Below are 26418 nucleotides of genomic sequence, written 5' to 3'. Positions count from 1 at the left end.
GTACTCATCAGGAAAACGCCGCTTTAGTGCGTGCGGGTGACTTTGCTCAGGTGGCGCGGTTGGTCCGGGTCCATGCCCCGTGCCTGCGCCAGGTCTGCGGCCATCACGTAGAAGCTCTGGATCGCCAGGATCGGGTCCAGGCTCGGGTGTTCGGCGCGGCTCAGCGTCAGGTCGCGTTCGGCGATATCGTCCGGCGCGGCCAGCAACACGCGGGCGCCGCGTTGGCGCATGTCGGCGGCCAGGCTCAGCAGGCCGGCCTGCTCGGCGCCGCGTGGGGCGAACACCAGCAGAGGGTAGTTCTCGTCGATCAAGGCCATCGGCCCGTGGCGCACTTCGGCGCTGCTGAACGCTTCGGCCTGGATCGCCGAGGTTTCCTTGAGCTTGAGCGCGGCTTCCTGGGCGATGGCAAACCCGGCGCCACGGCCGATCACCATCAAGCGCTGGCTGCCTTTGAGGGCGTCGACGGCCAGGCGCCAATCCTGTCTGGCGGCGTCACGCAGGCCCTCGGGCAAGGCCTGACAGGCTTGCAGCAAGTCGGCTTCTTGATTCCAGTGGCCGACCAACTGTGCACTGGCGCTCAGGGTGGCGATGAAGCTCTTGGTGGCGGCCACGCTGAGTTCCGGCCCGGCGCACAGCGGCACATGAAATTCACACGCGGCTTCCAGCGGTGAGTCTTCGGCGTTGACCATCGAGATGCTCAAGGCACCCCGCTTGCGTAGCAGGCGCAGGCTGTTGACCAGGTCCGGGCTCTGCCCAGATTGGGAGAAACCAAACGCCACTTGGCCGCTGACTTTCATCGGCGCCTGCAACAGGGTCACCACCGACATTGGCAGCGACGCCACCGGAATGCCCACGTGTTGCATGGCCAGGTAGGCGAAGTAGCTGGCGGCATGGTCGGAGCTGCCGCGGGCGATGGTCATCGCCACCTGTGGTGGCTGGCGGCGCAGGCGGCCGGCGATTTCTTCCAGCATCGGGTCCAGGCGTTGCAGTTGGGCCGCGACGGCGTCGCAGGAGGCCAGGGCCTCTTCAAGCATTTTTGAAGTCAATGGTGTCTCCTTCGACCATTACGTCGGTGAGTGTCAGGGAGCGGTCCAGGCGCACGCAGTCGGCAAAGCTGCCCGGTTGCAGGCGGCCGCGTTCTTGCAAGCCCAGGTAGTCCGCAGGAAATTGCGACAGGCGTTGTGAGGCTTCACTGATGGGCAGGCCGATTTTCACCAGGTTGCGCAGCGCCTGGTCCATGGTCAGGGTGCTGCCGGCCAGGGTGCCATCGGCCAGGCGCACGCCGCCCAGGCATTTGGTCACGGTGTGGCTGCCCAGCTTGTACTCGCCGTCGGGCATGCCGGCGGCGGCGGTGGAGTCGGTGACGCAATACAGGCAGGGAATCGAGCGCAACGCCACGCGCATGGCGCCAGGGTGCACATGCAGCAAGTCCGGGATCAGCTCGGCGTACTGGGCGTGGGCCAGCGCGGCGCCGACGATGCCGGGTTCGCGGTGATGCAGCGGGCTCATGGCGTTGTACAAGTGGGTGAAACTGGTGGCGCCAGCGGCCAGGGCGGCAACGCCTTCTTCATAGCTGCCCAGGGTATGGCCGATCTGCATGCGCACGCCGCGTTCGCTGAGGGCGCGGATCAGGCCGTCGTGGCCGGCGATTTCCGGGGCGATGGTGATCACCCGGATCGGCGCCAGGCGCAGGTAGGCTTCCACTTCCTGCATCAACGCGGTGTGGGCGAAGTTGGGTTGGGCGCCGAGTTTGCCCGGATTGATGTAGGGGCCTTCCAGGTGCACGCCGAGTACGCGGGCGCTGCCGGCTGGGCGCTGTTCGCAGAACGTGCCGAGCTCACCAAGCACGCGGGAGATTTCTTCCACCGGCGCCGTCATGGTGGTGGCCAGCAGCGAGGTGGTGCCAAAACGCACGTGGGTACGGGTAATGGTCTCGAAGGCGCCCGCACCTTCCATGATGTCCGCGCCGCCACCGCCATGCACATGCAGGTCGATAAAGCCCGGCAGCAGGTAGGGCAGGTCGTTGTCGGCCGGGTCGCACGGCGTGCCGTCAATGGCGACAACCTTGCCGTGCTCGTGCACCAGGCGACCACGCATCCAGCCGCTGGGCGTGAGGATATTGTCTTCAGTCATGGGCAGTTCTCTAAGTTCGCAATTCGGCGGAGTAATCATGGCGGCGCAGTTCTGCGACAAAGTCGTAGTAATCGTTGCGGCAGTAGGTGTCGGTGATTTCAATCGGCGTGTTATCGGCGGTATAGCCCACGCGGGTCATCAGCAGCATGGCGGTGCCGGGGGCGATGCCGACCAGCGCGGCGAACTCATCCGAGGCATTGATCGCCTGGATATGCTGCAAGGCGCGCACGATGGGCTTGCCGATGCTTTCCAGGTATTCGTACAACGAATTGCCGATGGCCTGGGGATGGGGCAACACCGAGGCCGGCATGGCGGTCATTTCAATCGCCATCACCGTGTCATCGGCTTTGCGCAGTCGCTTGAGGCGCGCCACTTTGTCGGTGGGCGACAGGCCCAGGCGGATCAGTTCTTCATGGGTCGGCGGGGTGATGTCGCGCTCCAACCACTGAGACGTGGGCACAAACCCCTTGAGCCGCAGCATTTCGCTGAACCCCGACAGGCGTGACAAGGGTTGTTCCAGGCGCGGCGTGATGAAGGTGCCGGAGCCTTGGCTGCGACGGATCAGGCCTTGAGCCAGCAACACTTCCAGCGCTTTACGGGCGGTGACCCGCGAGATGCTCAGTTGCTCGCTGAGGGCGCGTTCCGAAGGCAGGGCCTGTTCGGATTTCCACTGGCCGGCATGGATCGCTGCTTCAAGGCTGCGGGCCAGTTGCAGGTACAGCGGCGTGGATTGCTTATCGTCGGGGCGCAGGGCCAGGATGGGGTTCATCTGTCAGGTTTCCGATGCGTTATTGGAGTGTTGTCGCCCGGTAATGGCCGAAAACTAATACCACTTAAATACCATGTCAATGCTACCAAAACGGTGCGAATCCCGGTTTCAGGGCGCTTTAATGGGGCTTGGTATCAAGTGGTATTAGAGAGGTCTTTGTGGCGCGCACAAGTGCAGGGTCCCGCGCGGTGAACTGGTATTCACCGGCAGGCGCTGCCTGGGGCAGGAATTATTTTCGAATTATTTTACGAACGGCACGCGATTACGGCCGAATCTCGATGAGGGTGCCGTCTTTGACCAGGTTCCACACTTCGCGCATATCCACATTGCGCATGCCGATGCAGCCGTCGGTCCAGTCCAGGGTGTGGAACCACTGTTCCGGGTAGTCTTCGGTGTCGGGGGTGCCGTGGATCATGATCATGCTGCCTGGCTTCACGCCTTCGCGGCGGGCGCGGGCGGCGTCGCTGATGTTCGGGTAGGAAATGTGCATGGCCAGGTTGAAGCGGTCGCTGGTCTTGCGCCAGTCGATCCAGTAGAGGCCTTCGGGTGTGCGGCGGTCGCCTTCGATCAGCTTGTGGCCCTTGGGGTTCTTGCCCAGGGAAATGCGATAGGTCTTGAACGGCTTGCCGTCGTTGATCAGCTGCAGCTGGTGGGCGGACTTGAGTACCAGGACTTTCTCGACCGTTTTACCGCCAAGGGTTTGCACCGTGGAGGCCGGGGACAGCGTGGCGAACGACAGGCAGATCAGAGCAAGCAACCAACGCATTGAAACGGTATCCCTTTGGCGACATTGGCCGGCTTGTTATTGGGCGGGCTTGGACAGCGGTGGCACAGATTCGCTACGTACCGGGTACGCCTGTTGGCGACGGTCAGCGAAGAAGCATTCTAAGGTACGCCCGACCGTGCGGAAAGCCAGCTCGGACCAAGGGATGTCGGCTTCGTCGAACAGCCTCACTTCCAGACTCTCCTGGCCAGCGGCGAAGTCCAGGTCGATCAGTTCGGCGCGGTAGAAGATATGCACCTGGCTGATGTGCGGCACGTTGATCAGGGTATAGATGCTCAGGTTGCGCACCCGGGCGCAGGCTTCTTCCAGGGTTTCACGCATGGCGGCCTGTTCGACGGTCTCGCCATTTTCCATAAAGCCTGCGGGCAGGGTCCAGTAACCCAGGCGTGGCTCAATGGCGCGGCGGCACAGCAGCACTTGGTCGCCCCATACCGGCACGGTACCGGCGACGATATTGGGGTTCTGGTAATGAATGGTCGAGCAGTGGTCGCATACATAGCGCAGGCGTGCGTCGCCTTCGGGAATGCGTTGGGTTACCGGTTTGCCGCACTGGCTGCAGAAATTCATGCTGGGGTTCCTGGACAATGGGCACATCTTGGCTCGGTGCCGGGCGTTCCTGCAAGTTGTCGTTTCGCGACAGCGCTGCGGTTTTGGGGTTGGGCGCTCGCACGCTTTGGTGCATGATGCAAGGTAGCCAACAGACCGAGATGACTCATGCTGGACGAGCTACTTCGCCGGGTAAGCAACCACACCCCCCACACTCTGGAAACCGACGGGCGTTTCCCCGAGGCTGCGGTGCTGGTGCCGATTACCCGCAGTGACGAACCGGAGCTGATCCTGACCCTGCGCGCCAGCGGCCTGTCGACCCACGGTGGCGAAGTGGCCTTTCCCGGCGGACGCCGCGACCCCGAAGACCCGGACCTGATCTTTACCGCCTTGCGCGAAGCCGAAGAAGAAATCGGCCTGCCGCCGGGGCTGGTTGAAGTCATCGGCCCGTTGAGCCCGCTGATTTCCCTGCACGGCATCCGCGTAACGCCCTATGTGGGCGTGGTCCCCGATTACGTCGAATACCTGGCCAACGACGCCGAGATTGCCGCCGTTTTCAGCGTGCCTTTGGACTTTTTCCGACAGGACCCACGCGAACATACCCATCGCATTGATTACCAGGGCCGCAGTTGGTATGTGCCCAGCTACCGGTTCGGTGAATACAAAATCTGGGGGCTGACGGCAATCATGATTGTCGAGCTGATCAACCTGCTCTATGACGATGCCAAGATCAGCCTGCACCATCCGCCCAAGAGCTTCATCAATCTATAAGCCATCGTTTAAATGGCATGCCGTGAGGAAAAACCATGAAATACCGCCTGGGCGACGCCCGCGTCGAGACCCATCCCAACAGTTGGGTTGCACCGAATGCCACGCTGGTGGGCAAGGTCAAGCTGGAGGAGGGCGCCAACGTCTGGTTCAACGCGGTGTTGCGTGGCGATAACGAGCTGATCCTGATCGGCAAGAACAGCAACGTGCAGGACGGCAGCGTGATGCACACCGACATGGGCTACCCGCTGACCCTTGGCACCGGCGTGACCATTGGCCATAACGCCATGCTGCACGGCTGCACCGTCGACGACTACAGCCTGATCGGTATCAACGCAGTGATCCTCAACGGCGCCAAGATCGGCAAGCACTGCATCATCGGCGCCAACTCGCTGATCGGTGAAGGCAAGGAAATCCCCGACGGCTCGCTGGTCATGGGCTCGCCGGGCAAAGTGGTGCGTGAGCTGACCGAGGCGCAAAAGCGCATGCTTGAAGCCAGCGCCGCGCACTATGTGCATAACTCGCAGCGTTATGCCCGTGACCTGGTCGAGCAGGAATGAGCACGATTGAACGACCGGTCGCCTCGCCCTGCGTCAGCATTTGCGCACTGAATGATGACGATATCTGCACCGGCTGCCAGCGCAATGTGGATGAAATCACGCGTTGGAGCCGCATGGACAACGCCGAGCGCCGGGTGGTGCTGGGGTTGTGCCATGAGCGGGCGGTGGCGAGTGGGATGGTGTGGATGACCCCTGGAAAATCTGGCGCCTGACAGGCCTCATCGCAGGCAAGCCAGCTCCCACCCTTGATGTGTGAATACCCTCAAATGTGGGAGCTGGCTTGCCTGCGATGAGGCCCTGCCAGACGACATCCTTGTAATTGTGTACCCTGTGCGGCATTGCCCACAGGTCCATCCTCCATGTTTTTCCTGATCGCCTACATCAGCAGCGTCGTGCTGATCAACTTCGCCTTCTCCACCGCCCCACACCTGGACATCATCTGGTCCGCCTGGGGCGGCCTGGTATTTATCCTGCGCGACATGGTGCAAACCCGCTTCGGCCATGGCGCAATCATCGCCATGCTGGCGGCACTGGTGCTGTCCTATATCACCTCCGACCCGTCCATCGCCCTGGCCAGTGCCACGGCGTTTGCGGTGTCCGAATGCATCGACTGGCTGGTGTTCAGCATCACCAAGCGCCCGCTGCATGACCGCCTGTGGATAAGTTCGGCGCTGAGCATTCCCCTCGATACCTTTATCTTTTTCGGCCTGATCGGCGCACTGACGCCGGCGGTGGCGGGCACGGCGTTGGTGTCCAAGTTCGCCGGTGTCACCGTGGTCTGGCTGATCATGGCCTGGCGCATCCGCCGGCGGGCTGTCGCCAACTGAGGCCAATTTTTACAGTTCATGTAAAATGCCGGCCTTTCTCCCCCATGATCCGCTCCCCTGAGGACCTGAGATGACCCGAATCGGAACTCCATTGTCGCCAACCGCGACCCGCGTTTTGCTGTGTGGCTGCGGTGAGCTGGGCAAGGAAGTGGTAATCGAACTGCAACGCCTGGGCGTTGAAGTGATTGCCGTGGATCGCTACGCCAACGCGCCGGCCATGCAGGTGGCGCACCGTAGCCATGTGATCAACATGCTTGACGGGGCCGCATTGCGTGCGGTGATCGAGGCGGAGAAACCGCACTTTATCGTGCCGGAAATCGAAGCCATCGCCACCGCGACCCTGGTGGAACTAGAGGCCGAAGGCTTTACCGTCATTCCGACCGCCCGCGCCACGTCGTTGACCATGAACCGTGAAGGCATCCGTCGCCTGGCCGCCGAAGAACTGGACCTGCCGACCTCGCCGTACCACTTCGCCGACACCTTCGAAGCCTACAGTAAGGCTGTCCAGGACCTGGGCTTCCCGTGCGTGGTCAAGCCGGTGATGAGTTCGTCGGGCAAGGGCCAGAGCCTGTTGCGCAGCACTGATGACGTGCAGAAAGCCTGGGACTACGCCCAAGAGGGCGGGCGTGCCGGCAAGGGCCGGGTGATCATCGAAGGTTTTATCGACTTCGACTACGAAATCACCCTGCTGACCGTGCGCCACATCGGCGGTACCACCTTCTGCGCGCCGGTAGGGCATCGCCAGGAGAAGGGCGACTATCAGGAGTCCTGGCAGCCGCAGGCCATGAGCCCGATTGCCCTGGCAGAGTCAGAGCGCGTAGCCAAAGCCGTGACCGAAGCCTTGGGCGGTCGTGGTCTGTTTGGTGTGGAGTTGTTCATCAAAGGCGATCAGGTGTGGTTCAGCGAAGTGTCGCCGCGTCCCCATGACACTGGCCTGGTGACCCTGATTTCTCAGGACCTGTCGCAGTTTGCCTTGCACGCGCGCGCCATCCTCGGCCTGCCGATCCCGTTGATCCGTCAGTTCGGGCCTTCGGCGTCTGCGGTGATCCTGGTGGAAGGGCAGTCCACCCAGACGGCGTTTGCCAACCTCGGCGCCGCGCTGAGCGAGCCGGATACAGCGTTGCGTCTGTTTGGTAAACCTGAAGTGAACGGCCAGCGCCGCATGGGCGTGGCACTGGCGCGGGACGAGTCGATTGAAGCGGCTCGTGCCAAGGCGACCCGTGCTTCCCAAGCAGTTGTTGTAGAGCTCTAAGCCGCCACGCTCGTTCCCACGCTTTGCGTGGGAATGCCTCTTGTGACGCTCTGCGTCGCGCTTGGGGACGCAAAGCGTCCCTAACTGCATTCCCACGCAGAGCGTGGGAACGAGCATGGGGTCAGGCGACCTTGTTCAAGTCGTTATCCCGCGTCTCTTTCAGGCACAGCACCGCAATCAAACTCAGCAACGCTGCCGCCGACACATACCCACCGACATAACTCAGCCCGCCCATCGCCACCAGCTTGGTCGCGAAGAACGGCGCCGCCGACGCCCCCACGATTCCACCCAGGTTATACGCCGCCGATGCGCCGGTATAACGCACGCGGGTCGGGAACAGTTCTGGCAGCAGCGCGCCCATCGGTGCGAACGTCACGCCCATCAAAAACAGCTCCAGGGCCAAAAATAGCGCCACCGCCCAGGTCGAGCCATGGGTCAGCAGCGGCTCCATGGTGAAGCCCGACAGAATTGCCAGGACCGCGCCGACAATCAGCACCGGCTTGCGCCCGTAGCGATCACTGGCCAAGGCGGCCAATGGCGTTGCCAGCCCCATGAACAGCACCGCAAAGCACAGCAGGCCGAGGAAGGTTTCACGGCTGTAGCCCAACGTGGAAACGCCGTAGCTCAACGAAAACGCCGTGGTGATGTAGAACAGCGCATAGCACACCACCATCGACGCGGCGCCCAGCAGTACCGGCAGCCAATGCTGGCTGAACAGTTCCACCAGCGGCACTTTCACGGGTTTTTCCTTGGCCACTGCATTGGCGAATACCGGCGTCTCATGCAGTTTGAGGCGCGCATACAGGCCCACCATCACCAGCGCGGCGCTGAGGATGAACGGAATGCGCCAGCCCCAGCTGCGAAATTGCTCGTCATTCAGGCTCATGGCCAAAATCAGGAACAAACCGTTGGCCGCCAGGAAGCCTATCGACGGGCCCAGTTGGGGAAACATGCCGAACCAGGCGCGCTTGCCCTTGGGGGCATTCTCGGTCGCCAGCAAGGCCGCGCCGCCCCATTCTCCACCCAGGCCGAGGCCTTGGCCGAAGCGCAAAACACACAAGAGAATCGGGGCCCAGGCGCCGATGCTGTCGTAGCCCGGCAACAAGCCGATCAAGGTGGTGCACACCCCCATCAGCAGCAGCGAAGCCACAAGGGTTGATTTACGGCCGATGCGGTCGCCGAAGTGACCGAACAACGCCGACCCCAGTGGCCGGGCGATAAAGGCGATGCCGAAGGTCAGAAACGACGCCAGCATCTGTGCGGTGCCGGAGGTCTGTGGGAAAAACACCGGGCCGATCACCAGGGCGGCAGCCGTGGCGTAGATGTAGAAATCGTAGAACTCAATGGCGGTGCCGACGATGCTCGCCGTGGCGACGCGGGCGGTCGAGTTGGCAGGTGCGGCGCTCGCGGCCTCTTGGTAGGTGGTGCTCATAACGTTATCCCTGACGGTTATTGCGCGTTTGGACGCGGATTATTATTGGTCGAACACCCATGGATCAGGGCTATGCGCGGAGCGGCTCGGGATGGGAGCAAACGCCGGTCGGACATGGTAAGGCGGTGCCAGGACACGCTGAGTGCGGGTAGCACGCGGTCGGGCGGGGCTTGGGTAAGCCGCAGGGATTATAGGAAGGGGGCTAAGGATCCAACAAGGGGCTGGTGAGGATCTATGGCCTGGAACTGGATCAATGTGGAAGCTGGCTTGCCTGCGATAGCATCACCTCGGTTCAACTGAAGGACCGAGTCGCCTGCATCGCAGGCAAGCCAGCTCCCACATTGACCGGGTTGAGCCTGCTGAGGTCAGGCGGCCACTGGCACGTGGCTGGTATGCCAGATCAATACTTTGCTCACCCGGTTGTCCTCGGTCTCGAGAATTTCCAGGCGATAGCGGCCGACTTTCAGGCACACCGCGCAATCGGGGATGGTTTCCAGCGCTTCGGTCACCAGGCCGTTGAGGGTCTTGGGACCGTCGCTGGGCAGGTGCCAGCCCAGGCTTTTGTTCAGTTCGCGGATCGAAGCGGCGCCGTCGATGATGTAGCGGCCATCGGGCTGGGCTTCGATATGCGGGTTATCCACCGCCTGATCGCTTTCGAATTCGCCGACGATCTCTTCCAGAATATCTTCCAGGGTGACGATGCCCAGCACTTCACCGTACTCGTCCACCACCATGCCCAGGCGCCGCTGTTGTTTGTGGAAGTTCAGCAGTTGCAGCTGCAACGGCGTGCTTTCCGGCACGAAGTAAGGCTCGTGGCAGGCAGCGAGCAGGGCCTCTTTGGTCAGGCTGGCGTCAGGCAGCAGGTGTTGGACCTGCCGGGTGTTGAGCACGGCCTGCACCTGGTTGATGTCGCTGTGGAACACCGGCAGGCGTGTGCGCGGCGAGGTGCGCAACTGTTCGATGATGTTTTCTATTGGCTCATCGAGGTTGATGCCGTCCACTTCACTGCGCGGCACCAGGATGTCGTTGACCGTGATGTTGTCCAGGGCATGGATACCGGGCAGGCCGGGAGTGCGGTCGGCGTCGGTATCGGGCTCTGGGTTGTCATCATGGTCGGGCAGGGGCTCGTCGCTGTTTTTCGCCACGCCGGATTTGCGTGCAAACGGGCGCAATAACAGCAGGCTGATGCCATTGAGCAGCCAGGCCAGGGGGTAGAGGATTTTCAGCGGCACGCCCAGCAATGTATTGCCAAAGCCCAGCACTGCCTGAGGGTGACGGGTGGCCAGGGCGCGGGGCAGGTAGTCGGCCAGCACCAGCAGCGCTGCGCAGGAAATCAGCCAGCCTAGCCAGGGCCCGTTTTCTGCCCAGGCATAGATTGCCAGCAGGGTGCAAAGAATCACCACGGCGGCGCGACACAGGCTGTTGCACAGGATCAGGCTATGGCGCGGGAAGCTCAGGCGGGCGGCCGCCTTGTCGCCCTGGCGGGTGCCAGGGCGCAGGGCCAGCAGGTGTTGTTGCGCAGCTTCTATGGCAGTAAACAGCGCCGCCCACAAGATCAGCAGGGCAATTACGGCGAGCATCGGCCCTAAGGGCAAGTTGTCCATGATCACTGCCCGTCAGATATGCAGGATGTATTCGCGAACCAGCTTGCTGCCGAAATAGGCCAGCATCAACAGGCAGAAACCGGCCAGGGTCCAGCGGATGGCCTTGTGCCCGCGCCAGCCGAGGCGGTTGCGCCCCCACAGCAGCACGCTGAACACGACCCACGCCAGGCACGCCAGCAAGGTTTTATGCACCAGATGCTGGGCAAACAGGTTCTCGACGAACAGCCAGCCGGAGATCAGCGACAGTGACAGCAGGGTCCAGCCGGCCCACAGGAACCCGAACAGCAGGCTTTCCATGGTTTGCAGGGGCGGGAAGTTCTTGATCAGCCCCGACGGGTGCTTGTGCTTGAGCTGGTGATCCTGCAGCAGCAGGAGCAGGGCCTGGAACACCGCGATGGTGAACATGCCGTAGGCGAGGATGGACAGCAGGATGTGAGCGAGGATGCCCGGCTCCTCGTCGATCACCTGTACGGTGCCGGTGGGGGTGAACTGCGCCAGCAGCACCGTGAGCATTCCCAGGGGGAATAGCAGCACCAGCAGGTTCTCCACCGGAATCCGGTAGCAGGCCAGCAGCGTCAGCGCGATGACGGCCGCGGCGATCAGGCTGGCGGCGCTGAAAAAGTCCAGGCCCAGGCCGACCGGGGTCATCAGGTGGGTGAACAGGCTGGCGGCATGGGCTAGCAGGGCCAGCACGCCAAGGCCGACGAGCAGACGTTTGTCCGCTTTGGCGCCTTGGGCCAGACGAGTGCCCTGATAGAGGGTCGCAGCGGCATACAAAATGGCGGCGGCGAGGCTGGGTAGCAAACTGGGTGACAAGGGGAGCATAAATCCTGGTAGGCAAGCCCGAAAGGCGTTGAGTTTGGCACACACCTGCGTTGCACGAAAGACTCCCGGGCCAGACAGCGGGTGTGCATGGGCGCAGTCTTCGCTATAATCCGCGACCTGCCCACGCCGCAGGCTCGGCGAACGCTGTTTTTAATAGCGATTTCCCCCAGCCTGGGCCGCCATTACCTCGGTCTACCTGCATTTCGATGAATAGGGCCTGAAAGGATCGCGCATGTTTGAAAACTTGACTGACCGTCTCTCGCAGACGCTGCGCCACGTTACCGGCAAGGCCAAGCTGACCGAGGACAATATTAAAGACACCCTGCGTGAAGTGCGCATGGCGTTGCTGGAAGCCGACGTGGCTTTGCCGGTGGTGAAGGACTTCGTCAACTCGGTCAAGGAGCGTGCGGTCGGCACCGAAGTGTCCCGCAGCCTGACCCCGGGCCAGGCCTTTGTGAAGATCGTCCAGGCCGAGCTCGAAAGCCTGATGGGCGCGGCCAACGAAGACCTGAACCTCAGCGCCGTGCCGCCAGCCGTCGTGCTGATGGCGGGTCTGCAAGGTGCGGGTAAAACCACCACCGCCGGCAAACTGGCGCGCTTCCTTAAAGAGCGCAAGAAGAAATCCGTGATGGTGGTATCGGCCGACGTGTACCGTCCGGCGGCCATCAAGCAGTTGGAAATGCTCGCGGGCGAAGTGGGCGTGACCTTCTTCCCGTCCGACCTGAGCCAGAAGCCGGTCGACATTGCCAACGCGGCTATTAAAGAAGCCAAGCTCAAGTTCATCGACGTGGTCATCGTCGATACCGCCGGTCGCCTGCACATCGACGAAGAGATGATGGGCGAGATCAAGGCGCTGCATGCCGCGATCAACCCGGTCGAGACCCTGTTCGTGGTCGACGCCATGACCGGCCAGGATGCGGCCAATACCGCCAAGGCCTTTGGTGACGCACTCCCGCTGACCGGCGTGATCCTCACCAAGGTCGACGGCGACGCCCGTGGCGGTGCCGCGCTGTCGGTACGTGCCATTACTGGCAAGCCGATCAAGTTCATCGGTATGGGCGAGAAGAGCGAAGCGCTCGAGCCGTTCCACCCTGAGCGTATCGCCTCGCGCATCCTCGGCATGGGTGATGTGCTCAGCCTGATCGAGCAGGCCGAAGCCACGCTCGACAAGGACAAGGCCGACAAACTGGCCAAGAAGCTGAAGAAGGGCAAGGGCTTCGATCTCGAAGACTTCCGCGACCAGCTGCAACAGATGAAGAACATGGGCGGCCTCGGCGGCCTGATGGACAAGCTGCCCAACATCGGCGGTGTGAACCTGGCGCAAATGGGCAACGCCCAGGGCGCGGCAGAGAAACAGTTCAAGCAGATGGAAGCCATCATCAACTCCATGACCCCGGCCGAACGCCGCGACCCTGAGCTGATCAGCGGTTCGCGCAAGCGCCGGATCGCCATGGGTTCCGGCACCCAGGTGCAGGACATCGGTCGCTTGATCAAGCAGCACAAGCAGATGCAGAAGATGATGAAGAAATTCTCCGCCAAGGGCGGTATGGCCAAGATGATGCGCGGCATGGGCGGTATGTTGCCCGGCGGCGGCATGCCTAAAATGTAAAGTATTCGAGCGCAAGCCTTGCTTGCGCTCCGCCCCACAGGGATGTGGGATCTCCAGCAAACCCGCCGTTGGCGGGCGCTGACTCGCCGTTTTAACCGACGGCTCTATAGCAGATCTGAATGGCACGCTGATAGGCGCCAGAAAAAGACATTTGCAAAAGTCCGGATATTCCTTAGAATATGCGGCCTTTCGGGCACCTATGCCCGCTGTGCATTTAGATTTGCAGCACCGACTACAGGAACGATGTTCACATGCTAACAATCCGTCTTGCCCTTGGCGGCTCCAAAAAGCGCCCGTTTTACCACTTGACCGTAACCGACAGCCGCAACCCGCGTGACGGTTCGCACAAAGAACAGGTTGGTTTCTTCAACCCTGTTGCTCGTGGTCAAGAAGTTCGTCTGTCCGTGAACCAAGAGCGCGTAGCCTACTGGCTGAGCGTTGGCGCACAGCCATCCGAGCGCGTTGCAAAACTGTTGAAGGACTCGGCTAAGGCCGCAGCCTGAGCAATATGAACGCGACGCCAGCTGTTGCTGATGATTTGATCGTTATCGGCAAGATTTACTCTGTTCATGGCGTTCGCGGCGAAGTGAAGGTGTATTCCTTTACTGATCCGACTGAAAACCTGTTGCAGTACAAAACCTGGACGCTCAAGCGCGAAGGGAGTGTGAAGCAGGTTGAGCTGGTCAGTGGACGCGGGAGCGACAAGTTCCTGGTCGCAAAGCTCAAGGGTCTTGATGATCGTGAAGAAGCTCGTCTTCTGGCCGGTTATGAGATCTGCGTGCCGCGCAACCTGTTCCCTGAATTGACCGACGGCGAGTACTACTGGTACCAGCTCGAAGGTCTGAAGGTTATTGATCAACTCGGGCAATTGCTGGGGAAAATCGATCATCTTCTGGAAACCGGCGCCAATGATGTAATGGTGGTCAAGCCTTGCGCTGGCAGCCTGGATGACCGTGAACGCCTGTTGCCCTATACCGAGCAATGCGTGTTGTCCGTCGACCTGGCAGCGGGCGAGATGAAGGTGGAATGGGACGCGGACTTCTAAGCGTGGCTAATTTGCGCATTGAAGTGATCAGTTTGTTTCCCGAGATGTTTTCCGCCATCAGCGAGTACGGCATCACCAGTCGGGCGGTGAAACAGGGGCTGTTGCAGCTCACCTGTTGGAACCCGCGAGACTACACGACGGATCGACATCACACTGTGGACGATCGCCCATTTGGCGGTGGCCCGGGCATGGTGATGAAGATCAAGCCCCTGGAAGATGCGTTGGTTCAGGCCAAGGCAGCCGCCGGGGAGAAGGCGAAGGTAATTTACCTGTCCCCTCAAGGCCGTCAGCTGAAACAGGCGGCGGTACGCGAACTGGCGAATGAGGAAAGTTTGATCCTGATTGCCGGTCGCTATGAAGGCATTGACGAGCGTTTTATTGAAGCTCATGTCGATGAAGAGTGGTCGATTGGGGACTATGTCCTGTCTGGCGGCGAGCTGCCGGCGATGGTCCTGATAGATGCGGTTACACGACTGCTGCCCGGAGCTTTAGGGCATGCGGACTCTGCGGAGGAAGATTCCTTCACGGATGGTTTGCTGGATTGCCCGCACTACACCCGTCCGGAGGTGTATGTGGATCAGCGTGTTCCCGACGTATTGCTAAGTGGCAATCACGCACACATCCGGCGTTGGCGTTTACAGCAGTCCCTTGGTCGGACCTATGAACGACGCGCCGATCTTCTGGAAAGCCGCTCGCTTTCTGGAGAAGAGAAGAAGCTGCTCGAGGAATACATCCTCGCGCGGGACGATAGTTAACAACGTATCGATGGTAGGTCCATTGACTTACCTTAGGAGCACAGCATGACTAACAAAATCATCCTTGCACTCGAAGCAGAGCAGATGACCAAAGAGATCCCTACCTTTGCCCCGGGCGACACCATTGTCGTTCAGGTGAAAGTGAAGGAAGGCGACCGTTCGCGTCTGCAAGCGTTCGAAGGCGTGGTAATCGCCAAGCGTAACCGTGGTGTGAACAGTGCTTTCACTGTTCGTAAAATCTCCAACGGTGTTGGCGTAGAGCGTACTTTCCAGACCTACAGCCCGCAAATCGACAGCATGGCCGTCAAGCGTCGCGGTGACGTACGTAAAGCCAAGCTGTACTACCTGCGTGACCTGTCCGGTAAAGCAGCTCGCATCAAGGAAAAACTGGCTTAAGTCCAGCTTCCCGATGCAGAAAAAAGCAGCCTACGGGCTGCTTTTTTGTGCCTGAAATTTGCCTATCTGCCGGTATTGACCCATGACCACCCGCCTCGAAGAAATCCAGCGCCGCACCGACCTGTCCGTCACCCACGTGACCAAGGCCGTGTTCCCGCCCACCACCAACCATCACAACACGCTGTTCGGCGGCACTGCCCTGGCCTGGATGGACGAAGTGTCGTTCATCACCGCCACGCGTTTCTGTCGCTTACCTTTGGTGACGGTCTCCACCGACCGTATCGACTTCAACCATGCGATCCCGGCTGGCTCTATCGTTGAGCTGATCGGTCGGGTGATCAAGGTCGGCAACACCAGCCTCAAGGTCGAAGTTGAAGTGTTCGTCGAGAGCATGAGCGCTGATGGCCGTGAAAAGGCGATCCAGGGCGTATTCAGCTTTGTCGCGATTGACGCAGATAAACGCCCTGTCCCAGTACTGCCTGGCTTTGTTGACTGATTACTCGGCGGTGCTGGCCTGCGGTTGAATGACCGCCAGCAAGGTCCAGCCCGCTACGGGCTTCAAATTGCTCTCGGGCGAGACCACGTGCACCCAGCCGCTGGTGTCCCTGGCAAACAGCAAGGTGGCGCGCTCGCCGTGCAACGCCTGGTACTGCTCCCAGCCAAAGCCGTCGGTGAGGCTGGTGCTGTACAACTCGGCGCCTTGGCCCAGCAGGCTGGCCAATTTGGTGTAGCTCAAGGGTTGGCTGCCCAGCAAGTGTCCGCGGTGTTCATGACTGGCCTTGTGCTTGTCGGTGCGACGGTTTTCCTGGCTGCTGGCCAGGGCGAACAGGCGATGGCCGAAGTCATGGCGAAAACGCATGGTGGCCAAGGCATTCAGTTCGCCAGAAGGCGAGAGGGCGAGCAGGTGCCCCAGGCCGACCAGGTCCAGATGGGATTCGGCATGCTGGGAGGCCGGGTTGCCGAAGTACGTAGGCAAGCCTTCCATACGACTGGCGCGGATGTTTTCCCAGCTGGAATCCGTCAGCAACACGCGGCTGCCCAATTGCTGCAACGCCTTGCCGAGTGCTCGCGCCGGGCCGTTCGCACCCACGATCAAGAAGCCGCTAGGCGCCGGCTCAGCGACTTTGAGCAGGCGGGCCAAGGGGCGTGCCGTGGCGCTTTGCAGCACCACGGTGCCGATGATCACCGCGAAGGTCAGCGGCACCAGCAACAACGCGCCTTCGTGGCCAGCCTCATCCAGGCGGATCGCAAAGATCGCTGACACCGCCGCCGCCACAATGCCCCGTGGGGCGATCCAGGCCAGCAGTGCGCGCTCGCGCCAGTTCAACCCCGAGCCAAAGGTCGAAAGCGCCACGTTCAACGGGCGTGCAATGAATTGGATGATCAACAGCAGGATCAACACGAACGGCCCCAGGGCGATCATGGCGTTCAGGTCCAGGCGTGCCGCCAGCAGGATAAACAGCCCGGAAATCAGCAACACGCTGAGGTTTTCCTTGAAGTGCAGGATGTGCCGTACATCCACGCCTTTCATGTTCGCCATCCACATGCCCATCAGCGTGACCGCCAGCAGGCCGGACTCATGCATCACCTGGTTGGAAGCGATGAAGATACCCAGCACGCCCGCCAGTGTCGCCAGGTTATGCAGGTATTCCGGCAACCACTGGCGGCGCATGATCTGCCCCAGTACCCAGCCACCGGCGATGCCGAACAGGCTGCCGCAGAGGATGACGCCGCCGAAGGTCAGCAGGCTGTGGCTCAAACCATCGCCCGACGCACTGGCGATGATAAAGCTATACACCACTACCGCCAGCAGTGCGCCAATCGGGTCGATGACGATGCCTTCCCAGCGCAGGATATTGGCGATGGACGCTTTGGGGCGCACCACACGCAACATGGGCACGATCACGGTTGGGCCGGTGACCAGTGTCAGGGTGCCGAACAGCAGTGCCAGCATCCAGTCGAAACCCAGCAGCCAGTGGGTGGCCAGGGTGATCACCGCCCAGGTCGAGAGTGCGCCGACGGTGACCAGCCGGTGGACGACGCTGCCGATTTCCTTCCATTCCGACAGGTGCAGGGTCAGGCTGCCCTCAAACAGGATCAGCGCCACTGCCAACGACACCAATGGCATCAACAGAGGGCCGAACATTTCCTGCGGGTCGAGCCATCCGAGTATCGGCCCTGCCAGAATCCCGCTCAGCAGAAGAAACAGAATCGCCGGCAGTTTCAGGCGCCAGGCCAGCCACTGGCAGCCGAGTGCGGCCACGCCAATGCCGCCAAAAGCCAACAAAATCTGTTGTTCGTTCATTAAAGCTTCCTGTTCCTTGAAATAGCGGGCTATGAAAGACTAATGGCTCTTGTCACAGTTCCTTAAATAATACGCGTATTGCCTTGTGCTAAGTCGCTTGAGTGCCCATGCCTGCCATTGACCATCCCCTGATCGACCGCTTCCTCGACGCCCTCTGGTTGGAAAAAGGCCTGTCGGACAACACACGCCAGGCGTACCGCAGCGACCTGGCGCTGTTCAACGGCTGGCTGCAGGAGAAAAACCTCGAACTGATCAATGCCGGGCGCGAGTTGATCCTCGATCACCTGGCCTGGCGCCTGGAGCAGAACTACAAACCGCGCTCCACTGCGCGATTCCTCTCCGGCGTGCGTGGCTTTTATCGCTACCTGCTGCGGGAAAAACTCATTGCCGTCGACCCGACCCTGCAAATCGACATGCCGCAACTCGGCAGGCCGTTGCCCAAATCCTTGTCGGAAGCCGACGTCGATGCCTTGCTCGCGGCCCCGGACCTGAGCGAGGCCATCGGCCAGCGCGACCGCGCCATGCTTGAGGTGCTGTATGCCTGCGGCCTGCGCGTCACCGAACTGATCAGCCTGACGCTGGAGCAGGTCAACCTGCGCCAGGGCGTGTTGCGCGTGATGGGCAAGGGCAGCAAGGAGCGGCTGGTGCCCATGGGCGAGGAGGCGATTGTGTGGGTCGAGCGCTACATGCGCGATGCGCGCCACGAACTGCTCGGTGGGCGCCCCAGCGACGTGCTGTTCCCCAGCCAGCGCGGCGAGCAGATGACCCGCCAGACCTTCTGGCACCGCATCAAGCACCAGGCCAAAGTGGCCGGGATCGGCAAGGCGCTGTCACCCCACACCTTGCGCCATGCCTTCGCCACCCACTTGCTCAACCACGGCGCGGATTTGCGCGTGGTACAGATGCTGCTCGGCCACAGCGACTTATCCACAACCCAGATCTACACCCATGTGGCGCGCGCACGTTTGCAGGATATGCACGCCAAGCATCACCCGCGCGGATAAAACCGTCAGAAATGGCCCATTTTACCTGTCGCGGTCTGCCCTCCCGCCCAACTGTGGTAGGCTTTGCCGGTTCGCAAAGGGGACGGCATCCATTGTGGTCCAGATCAGTATTCTGCTCCCGTCCCTGCCTCTGCCTTCAGGAGTTCCCATGCGCTTGACCCAGATTATTGCCGCCGCAGCCATTGCGTTGGTTTCCACCTTTGCGGTCGCCGATGATGCGGCCGAGCAGACCATTCGCAAGAGCCTGGCCAACCTGGCGCTCGATACCCCGATCGAAAGCATCAGCGCTAGCCCCATGGCCGGCCTGTATGAAGTCAAGCTCAAGGGCAGCCGTGTGCTGTACGCCAGTGCCGATGGCCAGTACATCGTCCAGGGCTACCTGTTCCAGCTCAAGGACGGCAAGCCGGTCAACCTGACCGAGAAGGCCGAGCGCCTGGGTGTGTCCAAGCTGATCAACGGTATCCCGGTGGCTGAAACCGTGGTGTACCCGGCCATCGGCGAGACCAAGACCCACATCACCGTGTTCACCGACACCACCTGCCCGTACTGCCACAAGCTGCACGCCGAAATTCCGGCGTTGAACAAGCTGGGCGTGGAAGTGCGCTACGTCGCGTTCCCGCGCCAGGGCCTGGGTTCGCCGGGTGACGAGCAGTTGCAAGCCGTATGGTGTTCGGCCGACAAAAAGGCGGCCATGGACAAGATGGTCGACGGCAAGGAAATCAAATCGGCCAAATGCGCCAACCCGGTTTCCAAGCAGTTCGCCCTGGGCCAGTCCATTGGTGTGAACGGTACACCGGCCATCGTTTTGGCCGACGGCCAGGTGATTCCGGGCTACCAGCCGGCGCCGCAAGTTGCCAAACTGGCACTGGGTGCCAAGTAAGCATTTATCGTTGAGCCTTTGACGATCATGGCCCGCCGAACCGTCGGCGAGTCATTAATTGAGAGCCGCAGTTGTGCGGCTGTTTTCACGGCCGACCTAGCGTCGGCCGTTTCATGGGGAGTTCTTCAGTGAAACCGGTCAAAGTAGGCATCTGTGGGTTAGGGACCGTCGGTGGCGGTACCTTCAACGTACTTCAGCGTAACGCTGAAGAAATTTCCCGCCGCGCAGGTCGCGGGATTGAAGTGGCGCAGATTGCCACGCGTTCGCCAAAGCCTCAGTTCGAAACGACCGGTATTGCGATTACCAACGATGTGTTCGCCGTGGCCACCAACCCTGAGATCGATATCGTCATCGAACTGGTTGGCGGCTACACCGTGGCCCGCGAGTTGGTGCTCAAGGCCATTGAGCACGGCAAGCACGTGGTCACCGCCAACAAGGCGCTGATCGCCGTGCACGGCAACGAGATCTTCGCCAAGGCCCGCGAGAAAGGCGTGATCGTGGCGTTCGAAGCCGCGGTGGCCGGTGGTATCCCGGTGATCAAGGCAATCCGCGAAGGCCTGTCCGCCAACCGCATCAACTGGGTGGCCGGCATCATCAACGGCACCGGTAACTTCATCCTCACCGAAATGCGCGAGAAGGGCCGTACCTTCGAAGACGTGCTGGCCGAAGCCCAGGCCCTGGGTTACGCCGAAGCCGACCCGACCTTCGACGTGGAAGGCATCGACGCGGCCCACAAGCTGACCATCCTGGCGTCCATCGCTTTTGGTATCCCGCTGCAATTCGACAAGGCCTACACCGAAGGCATCACCAAGCTGACCACCGCCGACGTGAACTACGCCGAAGCCCTGGGCTACCGCATCAAGCACCTGGGCGTAGCGCGCAGCACCCCGGCCGGTATCGAATTGCGGGTGCACCCGACGCTGATCCCGGCCGACCGCCTGATCGCCAACGTCAATGGCGTGATGAACGCGGTGATGGTCAACGGTGACGCCGCCGGTTCCACCCTGTTCTACGGCGCCGGTGCCGGCATGGAGCCGACCGCGTCGTCTGTGATCGCCGACCTGGTGGACGTGGTTCGCGCCATGACCAGCGACCCGGAAAACCGCGTGCCGCACCTGGCCTTCCAGCCGGACTCGCTGTCGGCCCACCCGATCCTGCCGATCGAAGCCTGCGAAAGTGCCTACTACCTGCGCATCCAGGCCCAGGACCATCCAGGCGTGCTGGCCCAGGTGGCCAGCATCCTGTCGGAGCGCGGTATCAACATCGAGTCGATCATGCAGAAGGAAGTCGAGGAGCAAAACGGCCAGGTGCCGATGATCCTGCTGACCCACCGCGTGCTCGAACAGCACATCAACGATGCCATCCATGCCCTGGAAGCCTTGCAAGGCGTGGTCGGCCCGGTGGTGCGGATTCGCGTCGAACACTTGAACTAACCGATTTGTTCCAGGGGCCCCGTCCATTCGGCGGCCCCTGTTCGAGAATGTTTTAGAGGAGCCAGTCATGCGTTACATCAGCACCCGCGGCCAGGCACCGGCCCTGAATTTCGAGGACGTTCTGCTGGCAGGCCTTGCCACCGACGGCGGCCTGTATGTGCCGGAAAACCTGCCACGCTTCACCCAGGAAGAAATCGCCTCCTGGGCCGGCCTGCCGTATCACGAGCTGGCTTTCCGAGTGATGCGCCCGTTCGTCACCGGCAGCATTCCGGATGCGGATTTTAAAAAGATCCTGGAAGAGACGTACGGCGTGTTTGCCCATAGCGCCATCGCACCTCTGCGCCAGTTGAACGGCAACGAGTGGGTACTGGAGCTGTTCCACGGCCCGACCCTGGCGTTCAAGGACTTTGCCCTGCAACTGCTCGGTCGCCTGCTCGACTACGTGCTGGAAAAGCGCGGCGAGCGCGTGGTGATCATCGGCGCTACCTCCGGCGACACCGGCTCGGCGGCCATCGAAGGGTGCAAGCACTGCGAAAACGTCGATATCTTCATCCTGCACCCGCACAAGCGCGTGTCGGAGGTGCAACGTCGGCAGATGACCACCATCTTCGGTGAGAACATTCACAACATCGCCATCGAAGGCAACTTCGACGACTGCCAGGAAATGGTCAAGAACAGCTTCGCTGACCAGAGCTTCCTCAAGGGCACGCGTCTGGTGGCGGTGAACTCGATCAACTGGGCGCGGATCATGGCCCAGATCGTCTACTACTTCCATGCATCGCTGCAGTTGGGCGGCCCGGCGCGTTCGGTGTCGTTCTCGGTGCCGACCGGCAACTTCGGCGACATCTTCGCCGGTTACCTGGCACGCAACATGGGCCTGCCGATCAACCAGTTGATCGTCGCCACCAACCGCAACGACATCCTGCATCGCTTCATGAGCGGCAACCAGTATGTGAAGGAAACCCTGCACGCCACGCTGTCGCCGTCCATGGACATCATGGTCTCGTCGAACTTCGAACGCTTGCTGTTCGACATGCACGGTCGCAACGGCGCAGCCCTGGCCGAGTTGATGAACAGCTTCAAGCAAGGTGGCGGTTTCAGCGTCGAGCAAGAGCGCTGGACCGAAACCCGCAAGCTGTTCGATTCCCTGGCCGTGGACGATGCGCAGACCTGCGAAACCATCGCGCAGGTCTATGCCGAAACCGGCGAAGTGCTCGACCCGCACACGGCTATCGGCGTGAAAGCCGCCCGCGAATGCCGCCGCAGCCTGGATATTCCAATGGTGATCCTCGGTACCGCGCACCCGGTCAAGTTCCCGGAAGCGGTCGAGAAAGCCGGCATTGGCAAGGCCCTGGAGTTGCCGGAGCATTTGACCGACCTGTTCGAGCGCGAAGAGCGCTGCACCGTATTGGCCAATGACCTGAAGACAGTGCAGGCGTTTGTCAGCCAGCATGGCAATCGGGGCAAACCGCTCTAATCAAGAATGGGGTAGCGGGTTTGTGTGGGAGCTGGCTTGCCTGCGATGTAGGCGCCTCGGTACGACTGAATACCCAGGCGTCTGCATCGCGGGCAAGCCCGGCTCCCATATTCAGCTAACTCACCCGCTGACCCTGAGGCGGATATCAGGCTGCTACAGGTATGCATTCAGCTTTTTGCAGTCGGCCAAGCCCGTCCTCGTGACGGGCTTTTTCATTCTGGCGAGCCATACTTGCCCAGTCGCCCAATCAAGGAAACCCAACCGGTGCAGGTGTTGATCCAATGGACGTTGAAGCTGGTGTGCCTGTTGTGGCTCATCCAGGTGCCCATGAGCCTGGCCGCCGTCAGCCTGCCGTTCAAACTGGTCCCGGCGTTTATCCCGCTTGAACCTATGCCGCTGGCGCCAACGGAGCAGCAGTGGTTGGCGGCGCATCGGACACTCAAAGTGGGTATCTCGATAGATGACTACCAGCCGATCGATATCACCCGCGACCGCAATCGCTACCAGGGCATCAGCGCCGATTATTTGAGCCTGGTTGGCGCGCGGCTGGGTGTGCCCATGCAAGTGCTGGGCTTCTCCGAGCGCGCCCAGGCGGTCGAAGCGCTGCGCAACGGCACCATCGACATTCTCACCAGTGCCAATGGTTACGAGCGTGACGTACCTGGCCTGCAATTCACCCCGGACTACATGCCCGACCGCTCGGTGGTGGTGCTGCGTCGCGACGATACCCAAGGCGACGATCTGGCTGGCAAGAAGCTGGTGTTGCTCGACGGCTACGCCAACGTGCAGAAGGTTCACGCGGCGTATCCCGACAGCCACATCATGCTCGCCCCCAACCTCTACAGCGGCCTCGAAGCCTTGAAGCAAGGTGACGTCGATGCGTTTATCGGCAACGAAGTGATTGTGCGCGCCTATAAATCGCTGCGGCCTTACCTGGGGTTGCAGATCAAGGAGCAGAGCCGGCTGGCGCCCATCGGTTTTGCCTTCGCCACCCGCCAGGCAGATCCGTTGCTGGGGGCCATGATGAATCGCGCGCTGGCAAGCCTCGACGAGTCGGTGCAGCGCGAAATTCTCGCGCGCTGGACCACCGGGCTCGGCGTCGGTATCAGTGGTGAGCGCATTGCGTTGTCGGCGTCGGAACAGGCCTGGGTGCGTGAGCATCCCCATGTCGTGGTGGTGGCCCAGCAGATGTCTCCGTATATATTCAAGGATAAGGATGGCCACTGGGTTGGCTTGAATGTGGATTTGTTGCATCGCATCACGCGCATGACCGGTTTGCAATTTGTCTTTGAAGAGGTGCACTCCACCGCGCAAACCCTGGAATGGCTGGAAACGGGCAGGGCGCAGATGAACACGACCCTGGCCGTTAACCGCGAGCGCAGCACAGTGCTCAACTTCAGCCATGGGTATGGTGGGTCCGGCTGGGTGTTTATCGAACGTGCCGATGCCTCGCCCCTGACGGGCTTGAAGCAGTTGGACGGCAAGGTGCTGGCGCTGCCGGCACGTCATGTATTGGAAAATGATATTCGCCATGCGCATCCGAACATCACCTTGCGCCTGGTAGACAATTACAACCAGGCCCGTGAGCTGGTACGACGGGGCGAGGAGGCCGCTACCATTCAAACTGAAGTGGAAGTGCAGAGTTACCCGGAAGATGGTCTGCGTATCGGACGCAGTGTCGATGGCAAGTGGTCGTCCAACTGCCTGTCGGTGCGCAAGGACCAACCTGAGCTGCTGAGCATTCTGAACAAGGCCCTGGAGGCGTTGCCGGTGGCTGAGCTGAGTGCGTTGCGCCTGCGTTGGATCGGTGCCGTGGCGATTCCGCTGCCGGCCTGGCAACGCGTACCGCCATGGGCCTATTGGACGGTGGCCACGGCGCTGCTGTTTGTGTTGGTGTCGCTGGTGTGGAACAGCCGGCTCAAGCGCCAGATTCGCCAACGGCTGGAGGCCGAGCAACGGCTCAACGACCAGTTGGCGTTCAAGCGCGCACTGCTCGACGGCATGCCCAACCCGCTGTTCGTCCGCGACCTGGACGGGCGCCTGGTGACCTGCAATAAAAGTTATGAACAGCAATTGGCGACCCGGCTGGAGCTGATCCAGGGCCTGACGCTGATGGAGAGCAAGGTCGTGCCCGACGCCACAGCGGCGCGGCTGCACGAAGGCCACATGGAGCAATTGGCCACGCAGCAGCCGTTGTTTGTCGACCGGCAATTGGAACTCAACGGCGGCAGTTATCACGTCTACCAGTGGACCGTGCCTTTTTTTGACGCCCAGGGCCGCCTGCAGGGGTTGTTGGGCGGTTGGATCGATATCAACGAACGCAAAGACCTGGAGCGCCAGTTGATGGACGCACGCCAGGCCGCCGACGAAGCGAACTACGCCAAAAGTGCATTTCTCTCGGCCTTGAGCCACGAGATTCGCACTCCCATGACTGCCATCATTGGCTTGCTCGAACTGGAGCAAGAGCGTTGCCTGGCAAGCGGCCAGCCGGTTTCCGAGGCGCTGCAGGTGGCCCATCGTTCGGCGCGCGAGCTGATTGCGCTGATGGGCGACAGCCTGGACTTGGCCAAGATCGAGGCCGGCCACCTGCAACTGGCGCCACAGACCACCGAGTTGAAGCGTTTTTTCGAGGGCATTCAGAGCCTGTTCGAAGCCACAGCGCAAAAGAAGGGCCTGCACCTGACCCTGGCGTTTGATCCGGCTGCTCAGGGTTATTACTGGTTCGACCCGCTGCGGTTACGCCAGGTGATGCACAACCTGTTGGGCAATGCGCTCAAATTTACCGAGCGGGGCGGGGTTCACCTCAGCGTGACTTGCCAACGGGATGAGACCGATACCGAATACCTGCACCTGTGCGTCAAGGACAGTGGCCCGGGCATCAGCGCCGAGCAACAGCCGCGGGTGTTCAAGCCTTTTACTCAGGTGAGCGCCTTGACCGCTGCGCAACACGGTGGCACCGGGCTGGGCCTGAGTATCTGCAAGCAACTGGTGGAATTGATGGGCGGCAGCATTCACCTCGATAGCGTGGTGGGCGAGGGGACGGTGGTGTGCATTGACCTGCGCCTGGACCGGGTCAGCACCGATGATGTGCCGGCAACGCCCACCGCGACGTTGTCACCGACGGGGCACAGCCTGTCGATACTGGTGGTGGATGATTTGGCGGCCAACCGCCTGGTGCTGGCGCAGCAGTTGCAGTTCCTCGGTCATCAAGTGGTCGCCCTGGAGTCGGCCGAGGCCGCGTTGCAACGCTGGCGTGAGCAGCGTTTTGACGTGTTGGTCACCGATTGCCAGATGCCCGGCATGTCCGGTTATGCCTTGAGTGCGGCGATACGGCGCCTCGAAGCCGAGGAGCAACGGCCTCGTAGCGCGCTGGTGGGTTGCACCGCGAACGCCATGAAAGATGAACAACGCCGCTGCGAGGACGCCGGTATGGATGAACTGCTGGTCAAGCCGGTGACCTTGGAACACTGGACCCAAGTGCTGGCACGCCTGGCACCCCAGCGTTCGTTCGATATCGAGGCCCTGCGCACCATGACCCAGGCCGATGGCCCGGTGCTGCAAAGCATGTTGCAGGAACTGGCCAAGAGCCTGGACCACGAACACGAGGTGTTGGCGGGTGCCCTGGCCGAGCGCGACGTGGCACGCTTGAATGCATCGCTGCACCGGCTCAAGGGCATTTGCTCGCTGGTGGACGCACTGCCACTGGCCAAGGCCTGTGTCGCCCTTGAGCAATGCGCCCGTGAACAGCGCGGCGCCGAGCTTGAAGAACCCTGGTTGCGCTTGTCCGAGGTGCTCAAGGCGTTTCGTCGCGACCTGCAACCTTATCTGGATGCGTAACCCAGCCCGTATGCCGATCAGCCAAGCGAACGCAATGCTCAAGGCAACGAAGATCAAATGTGGGAGCTGGCTTGCCGGCGATAGCGGTAGTGCAGTAACAGATGTAGCGACTGACACACCGCCTTCGCAGGCAAGCCAGCTCCCACAGGAGGTCTGCGCTTGACCGACAAGGCTTGC

At 61.3% G+C, this 26418-nt stretch carries 25 protein-coding genes; 16 read left to right on the top strand and 9 right to left on the bottom strand.

From position 1 onward, the window contains the following. Positions 1-23: 23 nt before the first annotated feature. From AB4P90_RS23460 to AB4P90_RS23440, 5 genes are all read right to left on the bottom strand, one after another. On the bottom strand, positions 24-1034 hold the full coding sequence (locus AB4P90_RS23460) for an SIS domain-containing protein (RefSeq protein WP_395606112.1): 1011 nt from the start codon (positions 1032-1034) through the stop codon (positions 24-26). Then, complete coding sequence (gene nagA / locus AB4P90_RS23455; RefSeq protein ID WP_014719791.1) at positions 1027-2133, bottom strand: N-acetylglucosamine-6-phosphate deacetylase; 1107 nt, start codon at positions 2131-2133, stop codon at positions 1027-1029. Before nagA ends, AB4P90_RS23460 begins: the two co-directional genes overlap by 8 nt. 10 nt (positions 2134-2143) lie before the next feature. Then, positions 2144-2902, bottom strand: coding sequence for a GntR family transcriptional regulator (locus tag AB4P90_RS23450; protein WP_003193978.1), 759 nt, complete (start codon positions 2900-2902; stop codon positions 2144-2146). Positions 2903-3164: 262 nt separating this feature from the next. Next, positions 3165-3668, bottom strand: coding sequence for a murein L,D-transpeptidase family protein (locus AB4P90_RS23445; protein ID WP_014719790.1), 504 nt, complete (start codon positions 3666-3668; stop codon positions 3165-3167). A gap of 36 nt (positions 3669-3704) precedes the next feature. Next, the gene (locus tag AB4P90_RS23440) at positions 3705-4253 is read right to left on the bottom strand and encodes an NUDIX hydrolase (RefSeq protein WP_003193976.1); all 549 of its coding nucleotides are present in this window, start codon (positions 4251-4253) and stop codon (positions 3705-3707) included. A 147-nt stretch (positions 4254-4400) separates the two neighbouring features. On the opposite strand from AB4P90_RS23440, the gene AB4P90_RS23435 reads away from it, so the two are divergent. From AB4P90_RS23435 to purT, 5 genes are all read left to right on the top strand, one after another. Then, on the top strand, positions 4401-5003 hold the full coding sequence (locus AB4P90_RS23435) for a CoA pyrophosphatase (protein ID WP_014719789.1): 603 nt from the start codon (positions 4401-4403) through the stop codon (positions 5001-5003). A 35-nt stretch (positions 5004-5038) separates the two neighbouring features. Next, the gene (locus tag AB4P90_RS23430) at positions 5039-5560 is read left to right on the top strand and encodes a gamma carbonic anhydrase family protein (RefSeq protein ID WP_014719788.1); all 522 of its coding nucleotides are present in this window, start codon (positions 5039-5041) and stop codon (positions 5558-5560) included. Then, a complete protein-coding gene (locus AB4P90_RS23425) occupies positions 5557-5772 on the top strand; it encodes a DUF1289 domain-containing protein (RefSeq protein WP_014719787.1) in 216 nt (71 codons plus the stop codon). Before AB4P90_RS23430 ends, AB4P90_RS23425 begins: the two co-directional genes overlap by 4 nt. Positions 5773-5919: 147 nt before the next feature. Next, positions 5920-6387, top strand: coding sequence for a preQ0 transporter (locus AB4P90_RS23420; RefSeq protein WP_014719786.1), 468 nt, complete (start codon positions 5920-5922; stop codon positions 6385-6387). A gap of 70 nt (positions 6388-6457) precedes the next feature. Beyond that, positions 6458-7639, top strand: a complete 1182-nt coding sequence (gene purT / locus AB4P90_RS23415) for a formate-dependent phosphoribosylglycinamide formyltransferase (protein WP_072435082.1) — start codon at positions 6458-6460, stop codon at positions 7637-7639. 121 nt (positions 7640-7760) lie between these two features. Here purT and AB4P90_RS23410 read toward each other — a convergent pair whose 3' ends face one another. The 3 genes from AB4P90_RS23410 to AB4P90_RS23400 all read right to left on the bottom strand — a co-directional run bounded on the left by AB4P90_RS23410 (position 7761) and on the right by AB4P90_RS23400 (position 11500). Next, complete coding sequence (locus tag AB4P90_RS23410; RefSeq protein WP_003193968.1) at positions 7761-9071, bottom strand: MFS transporter; 1311 nt, start codon at positions 9069-9071, stop codon at positions 7761-7763. A 365-nt stretch (positions 9072-9436) separates the two neighbouring features. After that, complete coding sequence (locus AB4P90_RS23405; RefSeq protein WP_003193967.1) at positions 9437-10675, bottom strand: transporter associated domain-containing protein; 1239 nt, start codon at positions 10673-10675, stop codon at positions 9437-9439. A 12-nt stretch (positions 10676-10687) separates the two neighbouring features. Next, positions 10688-11500, bottom strand: coding sequence for an inner membrane protein YpjD (locus AB4P90_RS23400; RefSeq protein WP_003193966.1), 813 nt, complete (start codon positions 11498-11500; stop codon positions 10688-10690). A 232-nt stretch (positions 11501-11732) separates the two neighbouring features. On the opposite strand from AB4P90_RS23400, the gene ffh reads away from it, so the two are divergent. From ffh to AB4P90_RS23370, 6 genes are all read left to right on the top strand, one after another. Beyond that, positions 11733-13109: a signal recognition particle protein gene (gene ffh / locus AB4P90_RS23395; RefSeq protein ID WP_003193965.1), complete on the top strand. Its 1377-nt coding sequence runs from the start codon at positions 11733-11735 to the stop codon at positions 13107-13109. 251 nt (positions 13110-13360) lie between these two features. Next, entirely contained in the window at positions 13361-13612 is a 252-nt protein-coding gene (rpsP, locus tag AB4P90_RS23390; protein WP_003175899.1) for a 30S ribosomal protein S16, read from the top strand. 5 nt (positions 13613-13617) lie between these two features. Continuing rightward, entirely contained in the window at positions 13618-14154 is a 537-nt protein-coding gene (rimM, locus tag AB4P90_RS23385) for a ribosome maturation factor RimM (RefSeq protein ID WP_395605407.1), read from the top strand. Further along, positions 14136-14909: a tRNA (guanosine(37)-N1)-methyltransferase TrmD gene (gene trmD, locus AB4P90_RS23380; protein ID WP_153475158.1), complete on the top strand. Its 774-nt coding sequence runs from the start codon at positions 14136-14138 to the stop codon at positions 14907-14909. The genes rimM and trmD overlap by 19 nt, the downstream gene beginning before the upstream one ends. 45 nt (positions 14910-14954) lie before the next feature. After that, the gene (gene rplS / locus AB4P90_RS23375; protein WP_003175895.1) at positions 14955-15305 is read left to right on the top strand and encodes a 50S ribosomal protein L19; all 351 of its coding nucleotides are present in this window, start codon (positions 14955-14957) and stop codon (positions 15303-15305) included. Between the two features lie 82 nt (positions 15306-15387). Continuing rightward, positions 15388-15801, top strand: a complete 414-nt coding sequence (locus tag AB4P90_RS23370) for an acyl-CoA thioesterase (RefSeq protein ID WP_003193963.1) — start codon at positions 15388-15390, stop codon at positions 15799-15801. Here AB4P90_RS23370 and AB4P90_RS23365 read toward each other — a convergent pair whose 3' ends face one another. Next, complete coding sequence (locus tag AB4P90_RS23365) at positions 15802-17610, bottom strand: sodium:proton antiporter (protein WP_014719784.1); 1809 nt, start codon at positions 17608-17610, stop codon at positions 15802-15804. A 107-nt stretch (positions 17611-17717) separates the two neighbouring features. Between AB4P90_RS23365 and xerD the strand changes: the two genes are divergently transcribed. The 5 genes from xerD (at position 17718) to AB4P90_RS23340 (ending at position 26241) form a co-directional block, all read left to right on the top strand. Next, positions 17718-18614 (top strand): site-specific tyrosine recombinase XerD, encoded by an 897-nt coding sequence (gene xerD / locus AB4P90_RS23360; protein ID WP_020301360.1) that lies wholly within the window; start codon positions 17718-17720, stop codon positions 18612-18614. Between the two features lie 148 nt (positions 18615-18762). Beyond that, on the top strand, positions 18763-19494 hold the full coding sequence (locus tag AB4P90_RS23355) for a thioredoxin fold domain-containing protein (protein ID WP_005791088.1): 732 nt from the start codon (positions 18763-18765) through the stop codon (positions 19492-19494). Between the two features lie 128 nt (positions 19495-19622). After that, positions 19623-20927: a homoserine dehydrogenase gene (locus tag AB4P90_RS23350; protein ID WP_005791086.1), complete on the top strand. Its 1305-nt coding sequence runs from the start codon at positions 19623-19625 to the stop codon at positions 20925-20927. Between the two features lie 67 nt (positions 20928-20994). After that, on the top strand, positions 20995-22404 hold the full coding sequence (gene thrC, locus AB4P90_RS23345; RefSeq protein ID WP_014719782.1) for a threonine synthase: 1410 nt from the start codon (positions 20995-20997) through the stop codon (positions 22402-22404). Positions 22405-22668: 264 nt separating this feature from the next. Next, positions 22669-26241, top strand: coding sequence for a transporter substrate-binding domain-containing protein (locus tag AB4P90_RS23340; RefSeq protein WP_395606111.1), 3573 nt, complete (start codon positions 22669-22671; stop codon positions 26239-26241). Positions 26242-26418: the final 177 nt, after the last annotated feature.

It is taken from the genome of Pseudomonas sp. B16120, assembly GCF_044218845.1.
GTDB lineage: Bacteria > Pseudomonadota > Gammaproteobacteria > Pseudomonadales > Pseudomonadaceae > Aquipseudomonas > Aquipseudomonas paracarnis.
The sequence above is the reverse complement of the archived record's forward strand: the minus strand, read 5'-3'. Positions and strand labels throughout refer to the sequence as shown.